Genomic DNA, 12662 nt, shown 5'->3' on the forward strand with positions numbered 1-12662 from the left:
AAGATGCATACTATTTATGCATCTTTTTTATTTTTTATGGAGTTTTTGGAATATCATCACAAAAATAGGTAAATACTAACCGTATAGAACGGGAGGTATTAGAGATGAATACTTATACATTTATAATGTTTCTACAATTACTTATATCAATTTTATTCTATATATATATGAGCAAGTCCTTTGCGAGTAAGAAGAAAGATAATAGTGTTTTAGAAAAAGAAAATGAAAAAGAAATGGAAAAATTAAATAAATTAAGAATGATAAAACTGACAGAACCTTTAACTGAAAAAAGTAGACCAAGTAATTTAGAAGAAATAATAGGACAGGAAAAGGGAATAAAAGCTCTTAAAGCAGCACTTTGTGGGCCAAATCCACAGCATGTAATAATATATGGTCCGCCAGGGGTAGGAAAAACTGCAGCTGCTAGAATAATTTTAGAAGAGGCTAAGAAAATGGCAGCATCTCCTTTTAATAAGGACTCTAAATTTGTTGAAATAGATGCCACAACTTTAAGATTTGATGAGAGGGGGATAGCAGATCCACTAATAGGTTCCGTTCATGATCCAATATATCAAGGAGCAGGTTCCTTAGGGATTGCAGGGGTTCCTCAACCTAAGCCAGGAGCTGTAACAAAGGCTCATGGAGGAATACTTTTTATAGATGAAATAGGAGAACTCCATCCTATTGAATTAAATAAGCTTCTTAAAGTTTTAGAGGATAGAAAAGTTTTTTTAGATTCAGCCTATTATAGTTCAGAAGATCCCAATACTCCTAGATATATAAAAGAAATATTTGATAATGGATTACCAGCAGATTTTAGATTAATTGGTGCAACTACAAGAAGTCCAGAGGAAATAGTGCCAGCTATAAGGTCAAGGTGCGTAGAAATATTTTTTAGAGGACTAACTGTTGAAGAGATTAGAAAAATTGCTTTAAATGCTACAAATAAGGTTGGCTATAGAATAAGTGATGAGGGATTAGACATAGTATCTAGATATTGTACTAATGGAAGAGAAGTTATAAACTTAGTGCAATTATGTTCTGGTCTTGCAATAAATGAAAATAGAGATTACATAAAAGAGAGTGATATTTATTGGGTTATTGAAAATGGTCAATATAATCCTAGAATGGAAAGAATGATAAATGATAAACCTGAAATTGGGTATGTAAATGGCTTAGCTGTGTATGGAGCTAACAATGGAGCTTTAATGGAAATAGAAGCTACTGCAAAGCTATCAAGTAATAGTATAGGTAGTATAAAAATTACTGGAATAGTTGATGATGAGGAACTAGGCGGTGGAGAGAAGAAAATAAAGAGAAAAAGCACAGCATATTGTTCTGTACAGAATGTATTGACAGTATTAGATAATATATTTAATTTAAATTCAAAGGCATATGATATACATGTTAACTTTCCAGGCGGAATACCAGTAGACGGTCCATCTGCTGGAATAAGTATAGCTACAGCCATATATAGTGCCATAAAAGGAGTGCCTGTAAATAATAGAGTGGCTATGACTGGTGAGATATCAATAAAGGGAAAGGTAAAACCAATAGGGGGAGTAAATGCAAAGATATTAGCAGCAAAGAGAGCGGGAGTAGAATTGGTAATTGTTCCAAAGGAAAATTTAAGTAGTATAACTAGGGATATTGATGGAATAAAGATAGTTGGTGTTAAGAAAATTGAAGAGGTATTAGATCTTGCACTTTATGAAGAAGAATGTATAGAAAAAGAGAGCTTAATAATTAAAGATAATAGGGCATTTTTTGGTGCTGGTGCCTTAAATGCAGAATCTATAAAGAAAGCTAACACTTAAAGTGTTAGTTTTCTTTTATGGAATTAAATAAGCTTGAAAAAAACTTGTAATATGTGTATACTTGTTAAAGACTATATATTTATATAATATGTAGTTATTAATTTTTTTGGAGGGGATATTTATGAAAGAAGATAAATTAATTCTTCCTTTAATTCCTCTAAGAGGTCTAACTGTATTTCCTAATATGGTTATATACTTTGACGTTGGTAGGGAAAAGTCAATAGAAGCTGTTGAAAAGGCTATGGCAGGAGATCAAAAAATATTTTTAGCAGCTCAAAAAGATATAGAGATTGACAATCCGAGTGAAGATGACATCTTTAATATAGGTACAATCTGTGAAATAAAGCAAATTGTAAAAATGCCAAAAAACACTATAAGAGTTTTAGTAGAAGGTATTGAAAGAGCAAAGATGGATGAATTCTTTGATAAAGAGGAATTACTTGAAGCATCAATAGAGAAAATAGATATTGATAATGAAATTGACCATGAACTTGAAGCTTTATCAAGAAAGTTAAAGGATGATTTTTTTGAGTTTTTAGATATTACAGCAAGTAGTGGAATAAATGGTGTTGATTTATTTGATAATCTAGAAGAAGAAAAAGATTTAAATAAGGTCACAGATTTAATTTCTTCATATGCTCTTATAAAACAAGAGGACAAGCAGGATATTCTTCAAACTTTAGATTTAAAGAAAAGAATAGAAAAATTAATATTTTATGTGAAAGAAGAAATTGAAGTAGCTAAAATAGAAAAAAGAATTGGAACTAAAGTTAAGAAGAAATTAGATAAAGGCCAAAGAGAATATTATTTAAGAGAGCAAATGAAGGTAATCCAAGAGGAACTTGGAGAAGATGATGATAATAAGAAAGCTATAATTGAGTTTGAAAAAGTTATAAATGAGAAAAAATTACCTAATCAGGTTAAGGAAAAAGCTCAATATGAAATTTCAAAGCTTAAGGCATCATCTCCATATTCTCAAGATGGAGGAGTTACAAGAACTTACTTAGAAAATTTATTAGACATGCCTTGGGGAGAATTTACTGAGGATACTTTAAATATAAAAGATGCGAGAAAAGTATTAGATAAAGATCATTATGGATTAAAGGACGTAAAGGATAGAATTCTTGAATATTTAGCTGTAAAGCAAATAAGTAATTCATTAAGAGGCCCTATTCTTTGCCTAGTTGGACCTCCAGGGGTAGGTAAAACTTCTATAGCTAAAAGTGTTGCAACTTCACTAAATAGAAAGTTTGTAAGAATGTCTTTAGGTGGAGTTAGAGATGAAGCTGATATAAGAGGACATAGAAGAACTTACGTTGGAGCAATTCCAGGAAGAATAGTTACTGGATTAAAGGAAGCTAAAAGTATGAATCCAGTATTTTTACTAGATGAAATTGATAAGTTAGGAATGGATTTCAAAGGAAATCCAGCTGATGCCTTACTAGAGGTTTTTGATAATGAGCAAAATAAAACTTTTAGAGACCATTATCTAGAGGTGGATGTTGATTTATCAGAGGTTATGTTTATAACAACAGCAAACTCTTTAGATGGAATTCCAAGACCTCTTTTAGATAGAATGGAATTAATAGAGGTATCAGGATATACTTATGAAGAAAAATTCAGAATAGCTAAGAAATATTTAGTACCAAAGGTATTAAAAGAACATGGTGTTGATAATAAAATAATAACTATATCTGATTCTGCTTTAAAACTTATTATAGATAGTTATACAAGAGAGTCTGGAGTAAGAAATCTTCAAAGACAAATAGCTAATGTTATAAGAAAAGGAATAAAGGATATAATAGAAAAAGATAAGAAAAATTTAAATATATCTACTAAGTTAGTTGAAAAATACTTAGGGCCAAAAATCTTTAGCTATGAAGAAATTGATAAGGAAGATAAGGTTGGAGTAGTTACAGGAATGGCTTGGACTGCTTATGGTGGAGATACTTTACCAGTAGAAGTAATGGTTATGGATGGTAAGGGCAGATTAGAGCTTACTGGACAACTTGGAGATGTAATGAAAGAATCTGCAAAAGCTGCTTACTCTTATGTGAGAGCTCATATGAAGGAATTAGGAATAAAGGATGAGTTTTATTCTAAGAAAGATATTCATATACATGCTCCAGAGGGTGCAGTACCAAAGGATGGTCCTTCTGCAGGGGTTACTATGACTACTGCCTTAGTATCAGCATTAACTGGTAAAAAAGTTAAACACAATGTTGCTATGACTGGAGAAATAACTTTAACTGGAAAAGTTTTAGCTATTGGTGGTTTAAAAGAAAAATGCTTAGCAGCAAGAAGAGTAGGAATTGATACGGTTATAGTTCCTAAGGAAAATGAAAAAGACGTAATTAAACTTCCTAAAATAGTTAAGGATAGTTTAAATATAATACTTGCAGATAAAATTGATGATGTATTAGAAAATGCATTGGTTGGAGTTGAAAAATAATGAAAATAAAAAGTTCGGAATTTATAATATCAGCGGTTAAGAGAGAACAGTATCCTGATGATAACCTACCAGAAATAGCTTTTGTTGGTAGATCAAATGTTGGTAAATCTTCTATAATTAATTCATTAACTAATAGAAGAGGCTTAGCAAAGGTAAGTCAAACTCCAGGAAAAACTAGATTAATAAATTTCTTCTTATTAAATAAAGATTTTTATTTAGTAGATTTACCTGGTTATGGATATGCAAAAGTATCTAAAAAAGAGAAGGCATCTTGGGGTGCTACAATAGAAAGATATTTATTAAATAGAGGACCTTTAAAGAAGGTTGTTTTATTAGTAGATTGTAGACATAAGCCTACTGCTGATGATGTTCAAATGTATGAATGGATAAAGCATTATGGATATGAAGTTGTAGTTATTGCAACAAAGAGTGATAAGATATCTAATAATCAAATAGGAAAAAGCGAAAAGCTTATAAAAGAAACTCTAGGATTACCTAAAGATCACAAACTTAAGTTCTTCTCTTCATTAAATAAAAAAGGAAAAGATGAACTTGTAGATTACCTTTTTGATGATTTAGTTGAAGAAGTTTAATTTCATAAATTAAATATAAAATTAACTTTTTAGATGTTTCTAGAATATAGTATTAAAGAAGCTGTGAAGATTTTATCTTCGCAGCTTCTTTTTTTGAAGTATATGCCCTTTTATCAATATTTATTACAAAAAGTAGAAAATATTCCATAAATATGTGTCAAAAATTTGTGAAGAGAATACTATATAGTATAAAGAAAATATATGGAGGTAACATTTATGGACTTAAATGAAATCTTAGAAGGAATGTCAAATGACAATTGTGGTAACTCAGGATGCTGTAATACTTCAGGATGTGGAAATTCTTTTGATAATTGTGGACAATCTGTAGGAGGAGTTAATAATTTTAACGGATTTGAAAATAACTCTTGTGGTGGATTTGGAAACAATTGTGGTGGCTTTGGAAATAACTGCGGAGGATTCGGAAATAACTGTGGTTTTGGCTTCGGTGGCGGAATATGGACATTAATTTGGTTATTCTTATTATGTGGTGGCGGATTCGGCGGAAATGGCGGATTCGGTGGAAATAGTAACAGATGCTGTTGCTGCTGTGAAGATGAATGCTGCTGTGGAGGCGGAAATGGTGGATTTGGATGTAACGCTATAATATGGATAATTATTTTAGCAACTTTATGTGGTGGCTTCGGAAATAATGGCGGAAACAATAACTGCAATGGATTATTAGGTAATTGTGGATGTTAACAAAGGCTTAGAAAATAGAAAAGGAGTAAAGAGAAATGAGTAGAAAGAAAAAATGTTGCTGTAATAGTCATGAAAACTATAGTAGACATGGCGGATGTACAGGAATGGATGCTTGTACAGTACTACCAACTCTTTTAGTTTTACAATGTTCAGGTTTATTATGTAACGATAGAGCATATATCTTAATTTTATTATCATTACTATGCGGTGGATTTAATGCTTGTGGATGCAACAATAATAGATGTTGCTAATAGAAAAAGGAGTGAATTTTTATGAGTAGAAAGAAATGCTGCAAATGTAGATGCAGATGTAAATGCGAATGCAAATGCAAAGGCAAAAAACATGATTGCTGCAGTCAACAAAGTAGAAATACTGGTTGTTCAGGATTTAATGCTTGCACAACATTACCAACATTGCTAATACTTTGTCAATCAGGTTTATTATGCAATGATAGAGCATATATCTTATTCTTATTATTCTGGCTATGTGGTGGTGTAAACGCAAATAGCTGCGGCTATGAATGTTGTTAGAATAATTTTTGGAGGGTTTTTTAACCCTCCTAAAAAAATAAAAAATTATAGTACATATACATAAATTTATTAAGGAGGATAGGAGATGTCAAAGCGTAGACGCAAAAATAAAGTTAGTGAAAATTCAAATCAAGGAAATTTTATGGGGGGATTAAATCCTCAGATGTTAGATATGTTAGGACTTGGAGATGTTGATGTAAACAAAGTATCAGAAGTTCTATCTTCTATGGGCAGTGATGGATTCGATATGAATTCTATAAATTCTATTTTAAATAACAAGGATGGAGGAAAGAATAATTCTTCTAAGAATAAAAGTAGTAAGAAAGGAAATATGAATAATAATAATCCTTTATCAGCTATTATGGGAGATGGAAACCCTATGGGGGATTTAAGCTCACTTATGGGATTACTAGGTGGCGGAGCACAAGGAATGAATCCAATGGGTAATATGGGGAACTTAGGAGCTATTGCTAATATGATGGGTGGAAATATGGGAGGTGGAAATTTAGGAGCACCAAATAATGTAAGTGGTGATACAAGTATGGATCCAATAGTTACTATGATACTTTCCCTTAGAAATTTTGTTGATCCTCAAAGAGCTAGATTTTTAGATAAGGTTTTAAAGATGTATAAGGAAGGAAAAATAACTTATTAGATTTATATACTTAATTTAAAAAAGAGATTTATCAAAACTTGTATATGAAATTTATAAATATATTATGAGAAATTCTTAACTTTGATCAAATTTTATTTATAATTTTTATTTATAAGTTATTTTGATAAATCTCTTTTTATTATTTATTAATATTTAAATTTATGGAACTTATTAAAAATGTATCATTAATTTTTTCTAATTGAATTATGAATTTAACTTGTGATTTATTATTAGGGTTTTCTTTTGGGATTTTATTAAAGTTTAAGGTCCAAGAGCAATTAGTGGCTTCTCCAGTATTATTCCAAGCTATATCCATAAAGAAAGCCTCTTGAAAGTCATAATAATAAGACTCTTTTTCTAATCTCCATATTTGAGATAGATCTTCTTTAGAAATATAAGTTGCAAATATATTTGGAAGTTCAGATATTTCATAATTTAAAGATATTATGTCTATAAAAGAAATTATAGAATATAGTCCAGTAGGTTCAACTGTATCATAGGATATATTTTTAAATTTTTTATTTAAAAGCATATATTTTTGAATATTTTCTTTACTATCACCTAAGGAAAAAGAAAGTATTTTAGGGGTTTTCCCATTATTTGAATCTACAATTCCTAATATATTGTTTGTAGAGTAAAATATATCTTCAAAGCCATTTCCAGTCCACTTAAATAAATGCTGTATAGAGCTATCTTCTTCAGAAGATTGAACAATTATCTCTTTAATATTATTTCTGTCTAAATCTAATAAGTTTAAAGTTATAGGACGATTAGGCGAAAAGTTACCTAGAGAATTAATTGTTTTATTTGGAGTTAATTCATAACTTTTTTCATTAATAGTTGCATTTATTATATAATTATTTTCACTTCCTAATTCTATATATAAACAATCTTCTTTCCCATCACCATTTAAATCTGACTTTATAGTTTCTTTAATAGTATTTTCATTAATAACAGATTTAGTAGAATTATCTTTAAAGGTAAATATTAAAGTAAAGGAAATTAAAATAATAGTAATAAAACTAAGATGTTTTATTAAATTATTTTTGTTTTTTAAAGTCATAAAATCACCTCAAATAGATTATATGCATATAATCTATTTTTTATTATTATTGTAATTTTTTTTTGCACTTTGAACAAAATATACTAAGGGTGGTGATTAATATGCTTTATAAAACTCATCTTGAAATAGGAGAAAATACATTTAATACTATTGAAGGAAGAGGAAGAAATTTAATTGATAAAAAAAGTTTTTTAAAAGGAAATGTTCTTCCAGATATTTCACCTAAATATAGGTTGAAAAAACATGGCAGAAAACAGTTTGAAGAGATTATTGATGAAAAGGTAAAAGAGCTAAGTAGGTTAAGTAGTGATGAAATAATAAATCATTTAGGAAAAGAAAAATTTAGTATAGAGTTAGGAGTAATATGTCATTTTCTATGTGACTTTTTTTCTTTGCCTCATGATGAGGAATGGGGTTTTAAGGAGAGTGTAACCTTAAAGCATGTGTTATATGAGAAAAAGTTACATAAGGTTTTTAGTAAAGATATAATAATAAAAGATAGTTATAAAATACTAGGAAACTCAGATTATGATGTCTTTTTTAAAAATGCTTTAAAGAAATATAGAGATGTATATGGACATAGAAATGATCTATTTTTTGCAATGTATTTAAATAATTCAGTTGTTAGATATGTTTTAGAATCCATAGAAGAAAATGATAAAATAAATCTTTCAAAAGAAAAACACATTGCTTTTTAATAATTGAAGCAAATATTACATATTATTATAAAAAGGATAAATGGGAGGAACTTAATATGATAATATTTGCAAAGAGGATTAATATAAAGGGAGTTATATATAATTTAATGAATTATAATGAGTATAATAAGAGAAAATATAGCTCTTTTTATAGATAAAAGGGAGTAAAACTTATATTGTTTTTAGAATTATAGATATGGGATAGTATAGAGTACATAAATCCTATATCTTTTTTTATAATCTTATTAATAAGGTGTAAACTTGAAAAAAGTATAACTTAGTATATACTTAAAAGTATAGATATATACTTTAAGGTGTATTTAAAGTTTTTATAAGGAGACAGGAAAATGAGAATAAATAGAAATGATTTATGCTGGTGTAACAGTGGTAAGAAATATAAAAAATGTCATATGGAATTTGATGAGAGAATAGAAAATTTAGCTAGAGAAGGATTTGAAGTTCCTACTAGAGATATAATAAAAAATGAAGAACAAATAGAAGGTATAAGAAAAAGTGCAGAAATAAACAATGCTGTTTTAGATTTAGTTGCAGAGAAAATAAAAGCAGGTATGAGTACTGAAGATATAAATAAAATAGTACACGATTATACTGTAAGTAGAGGAGCTATTCCAGCCCCACTTAACTATGGTGGATTCCCTAAAAGTGTTTGTACTTCTATAAATGATGAGGTTTGTCATGGAATTCCTGATGAAAATATAATTCTTAAAGAAGGAGATATAATAAACGTTGATGTATCTACTATATATAATGGATATTATTCAGATGCCTCAAGAATGTTTATTATTGGAGAAGCTAGTGAAAATGCAAAAAGATTAGTTAAAGTAGCTAAAGAATGCTTAGAAAAAGGTATTGAAGCAGTTAAACCTTGGGGATTCTTAGGAGATATAGGGGCAGCAATTCAAGAGCATGCAGAAAAGAATGGATATTCAGTGGTAAGAGATTTTGGAGGTCATGGAGTAGGATTAAAATTTCATGAGGATCCATTTGTATATCATTATGGAGATGCTGGAGAGGGTATGGTATTAGTACCAGGTATGATATTTACAATAGAGCCTATGATAAATGAAGGAAAATACGATGTCTTTGTAGATGCAGAAAATGATTGGACTGCCTTAACTATGGATGGATCACTTTCAGCTCAATGGGAGCACACAATACTAGTTACAGAGGATGGAATTGAAATAATAGCTAAATAATAAAAAATTAAAGCCTTCTAATTAATTTTAGAAGGCTTTAAAAATACATGCTTATTGGTGCTATTAGTACAGCTGGTGATTTAACTTTAGGTTCTGGACATTTAGGAATTGGTATATTAAGATTTTTCAATAAATCTAAATAAGGCTCAATTGACTTTAATAAATCAATATAATAATTTTCCTGTGTAAGCTTTCTTAATAAATTTATACAATCATTATTATTTGTACAAACTTTAATAACTTTTCCTAAAACATTGCAATTACAATTACATTTATCAAATACATAACAATCTCCATTTAAAAAGTATTTTGAATTGGTATTAAGTATTGCAGTATAGCCAGAACAATTCATAATTATATCTTCAGTTGAATTTAAAGAGAGTTTATCTTTAATTGTTTTTAGTAAATTTAATATTATAGAAAAGTTTAAATTGCCTAAGTTTTTATCTTTTAAAAGGGAGTCTAATATGTCTAAGGGAAAGCATTCTATTAAGCTTATTATTGAATCTAAGTAAGAAGAGAGTGAAGTTTCTGTTATGCATCCCTTTGTTCTTATAAAATCTCCTTCAGAAATATGAGAATCAACTAAATGAGAATTTTCAAGATCCTTAATAACTTTTGATGTAGTCATCCTCTTAAGCATAGTATTGTGTATTTCAAAAGAAGTATAAATTCTTTTTATTTCTTCTTCAGTTCTTCCAAATAGTCTATTTTCTATGCTTCTATCATTTCCATAACAATTTGTTTCATTAAAGTCATTTGATCTATTACTAGTTTTAAAACCCTTATTATACATTCGACTTTTTCCATCACTACAAAAGGTTTTATTATTTTCATCTAAGTGAATTCTTCCAGATAAGGTGTTGTCACAAATTCTTTTAGAAGTACGTATATCTATATATCCATTTAGATATACAGAAGATAGACTTTTTATTAAATATTCATCTATGTATATAAAAAGATTTAAAAGATCATTCATTATTATTCTCCTAAACTAACTTGATCATATTATAATTTATATTATGAATATTACTTTGCTATGAATATTAAATATAAAAATAAAATAAACTTAAAAATTTTAAAAGTATTTTTAGAATGAAAATTTACAAGAATTTATATGGAAAAATATGTATTGACAGAAATGAACAGTTAATATATAATAAAAATGTTCAAGCCGAAGTGGCGGAATTGGCAGACGCAGCGGACTCAAAATCCGCCGGGCTAATACTCGTACGGGTTCGAGTCCCGTCTTCGGCACCAAACACCTGAATATTATCAGGTGTTTTTTTTATTAATAAGATAAATATAATCTTTAGTATTAAAGGATTGGTATGAAAAGCTTATAATACAAAATAGAAGTTTTAAAAAGTAAAATTAAAAAATATTTAATAAAGTTAAGTGGAAACTGAGAATATATATGTAAAATTATAGTATTATATAATAAAAGGGTCTTAGGAGGATATATGCTTATTGCTATTTTATTATTATTACTAAGTATTTTTAACATATTCATAGGAAAAAAAGTAAAGGATAAAAATCTAGCTCATCTTTTATCAGGTTTTGATAAGGAAAAAGATGATTTGGAGTATGTAAGTAGTGTCTTAGGAAATACCTTTAAGTGGATTGGAAATTTAGGGGTTATAATTACAGCTATTTATTTGATTCTAATTAATAGTATTTCAGTAGGATTATACTTAATTTGTTACGTAGGAGTTATAATACTATTTACAGTTAATCTTACCTTTAAAACAGATAGACACAGAAGAAGCAAATTAAAAGCAGCAAAATAAATTAAAAGTACTAAAAGTTAAAATCTTTTAGTACTTTTTTAAATTACTTTAAACTTTGCTAAATTTTAATCAAAATATATGATTTTAATTTATAATATTGAATATGGAATAAAGTTTATAATATAATAAACTTTGTATTAATTCCCAATAGAAAACTTCAATTTATTATTTTACAGTTTAAATTTTTGAAATATTACGTTTATATAATGTTAATTTGGTAATAATTTAAAAGATTAGTCTGTTTAATAAATAATTGGAGGTATGTTTAGGTGAAACTTAAAAGTTACATATTAACAGGAGTTATTATTACATTAACAATAACTAGTTTTTTTATAGGAAGAAGCTATGAGTCTTACAAATTGAAAGCTTTAGAGGTGAGTAATGTAAGTTCTAATGAAGAGATAGATAATGAGAATAAAGAATCAAATAAAGAAGAGCTTAGTGAAGAGCAGCTTCGTATTAAAAAAATAATTTTAAATGATAAGGATGGATTGTTTAAGGTTGTAAATAAGGAAAACTCAATAGATAAAAGTTATAAGCCAGAAGAATTAATTATTCCAAAGGTTAATTTTGTAGGTTTAGAAAATGAACCTAGAAACAGAGTTAGCAATGTATTAAAGAAAGATTTAGAAAATCTTTTTAGTGATGCAAAAAAAGCTGGGTTAGACTTATACCTTTCTTGTGCTTATAGGTCTTATGAAGAGCAGGAATATTTATATGGCAGAGCTTTAGAAAAAGAGAAGAGTGATTCAAGCAATCTTGTGGCTTTACCAGGAACAAGTGAGCATCAATTAGGATTAGCTGTAGACCTTACTACTAGATCTATAGGGTTTCAATTAGAAGAGTCTTTTGAGGATACAAAAGAAGGACAGTGGCTTTTAGAAAACTCTCATAAATATGGTTTCATTCTAAGATATTTAAAAGGAAAGGAAGATATAACTGGGTATAGTTATGAACCTTGGCACTATAGATATGTTGGAGATTTAGAAGTAAGCAAATATTGTTATGATAATAATCTTACATTAGAGGAATTATATGATGAATTGGATATAACAAAATAATATATAAATATAAGATTTTAAAGGAGATATTATTTTGTTTATAAAAATATAATCAAATATGGTCTAATAGGATATAATATAATCACA

Annotated in this window: 13 protein-coding genes and 1 tRNA gene; 12 read left to right on the forward strand and 2 right to left on the reverse strand. The window is 28.4% G+C overall.

What is annotated here, in order from left to right; translation table 11 throughout:
- Positions 1-104: 104 nt before the first annotated feature.
- The 7 genes from lonB to I6G60_RS08405 all read left to right on the forward strand — a co-directional run bounded on the left by lonB (position 105) and on the right by I6G60_RS08405 (position 6746).
- Positions 105-1817, forward strand: a complete 1713-nt coding sequence (gene lonB, locus I6G60_RS08375; RefSeq protein WP_096071503.1) for an ATP-dependent protease LonB — start codon at positions 105-107, stop codon at positions 1815-1817.
- A 121-nt stretch (positions 1818-1938) separates the two neighbouring features.
- Positions 1939-4269, forward strand: a complete 2331-nt coding sequence (lon, locus tag I6G60_RS08380) for an endopeptidase La (protein WP_003460768.1) — start codon at positions 1939-1941, stop codon at positions 4267-4269.
- Positions 4269-4862, forward strand: a complete 594-nt coding sequence (gene yihA / locus I6G60_RS08385) for a ribosome biogenesis GTP-binding protein YihA/YsxC (RefSeq protein WP_003448636.1) — start codon at positions 4269-4271, stop codon at positions 4860-4862. Before lon ends, yihA begins: the two co-directional genes overlap by 1 nt.
- Positions 4863-5078: 216 nt before the next feature.
- Positions 5079-5561 carry a hypothetical protein gene (locus tag I6G60_RS08390; RefSeq protein ID WP_111744235.1) on the forward strand — a complete coding sequence of 161 codons (483 nt, stop codon included), beginning with the start codon at positions 5079-5081 and terminating at the stop codon, positions 5559-5561.
- Between the two features lie 35 nt (positions 5562-5596).
- A complete protein-coding gene (locus I6G60_RS08395; RefSeq protein WP_003460758.1) occupies positions 5597-5812 on the forward strand; it encodes a hypothetical protein in 216 nt (71 codons plus the stop codon).
- Positions 5813-5833: 21 nt separating this feature from the next.
- Positions 5834-6091 carry a hypothetical protein gene (locus I6G60_RS08400; protein WP_003477994.1) on the forward strand — a complete coding sequence of 86 codons (258 nt, stop codon included), beginning with the start codon at positions 5834-5836 and terminating at the stop codon, positions 6089-6091.
- An 85-nt stretch (positions 6092-6176) separates the two neighbouring features.
- Positions 6177-6746, forward strand: a complete 570-nt coding sequence (locus I6G60_RS08405; protein WP_011010422.1) for a hypothetical protein — start codon at positions 6177-6179, stop codon at positions 6744-6746.
- Between the two features lie 139 nt (positions 6747-6885).
- On the opposite strand, the gene I6G60_RS08410 is transcribed toward I6G60_RS08405, so the two are convergent.
- Positions 6886-7809: a hypothetical protein gene (locus tag I6G60_RS08410; protein ID WP_011590823.1), complete on the reverse strand. Its 924-nt coding sequence runs from the start codon at positions 7807-7809 to the stop codon at positions 6886-6888.
- Positions 7810-7910: 101 nt separating this feature from the next.
- Between I6G60_RS08410 and I6G60_RS08415 the strand changes: the two genes are divergently transcribed.
- Entirely contained in the window at positions 7911-8507 is a 597-nt protein-coding gene (locus I6G60_RS08415) for a zinc dependent phospholipase C family protein (RefSeq protein WP_003460916.1), read from the forward strand.
- A gap of 347 nt (positions 8508-8854) precedes the next feature.
- Complete coding sequence (locus I6G60_RS08420; protein WP_003466212.1) at positions 8855-9724, forward strand: methionyl aminopeptidase; 870 nt, start codon at positions 8855-8857, stop codon at positions 9722-9724.
- A gap of 37 nt (positions 9725-9761) precedes the next feature.
- Here the strand turns inward: I6G60_RS08420 and I6G60_RS08425 are convergent, their stop codons facing one another.
- Positions 9762-10703: a DUF6414 family protein gene (locus I6G60_RS08425; protein WP_003460046.1), complete on the reverse strand. Its 942-nt coding sequence runs from the start codon at positions 10701-10703 to the stop codon at positions 9762-9764.
- 194 nt (positions 10704-10897) lie between these two features.
- Here I6G60_RS08425 and I6G60_RS08430 point away from each other — a divergent pair.
- The 3 genes from I6G60_RS08430 to I6G60_RS08440 all read left to right on the forward strand — a co-directional run bounded on the left by I6G60_RS08430 (position 10898) and on the right by I6G60_RS08440 (position 12575).
- A tRNA-Leu gene (locus tag I6G60_RS08430) sits at positions 10898-10984 on the forward strand.
- Positions 10985-11187: 203 nt separating this feature from the next.
- Positions 11188-11514 (forward strand): hypothetical protein, encoded by a 327-nt coding sequence (locus tag I6G60_RS08435; protein WP_003460036.1) that lies wholly within the window; start codon positions 11188-11190, stop codon positions 11512-11514.
- Positions 11515-11783: 269 nt separating this feature from the next.
- Positions 11784-12575: a M15 family metallopeptidase gene (locus tag I6G60_RS08440; protein WP_003460040.1), complete on the forward strand. Its 792-nt coding sequence runs from the start codon at positions 11784-11786 to the stop codon at positions 12573-12575.
- Positions 12576-12662 lie beyond the last annotated feature (87 nt).

It is taken from the genome of Clostridium perfringens (assembly GCF_016027375.1).
GTDB classification, from domain to species: Bacteria; Bacillota; Clostridia; order Clostridiales; family Clostridiaceae; genus Sarcina; species Sarcina perfringens.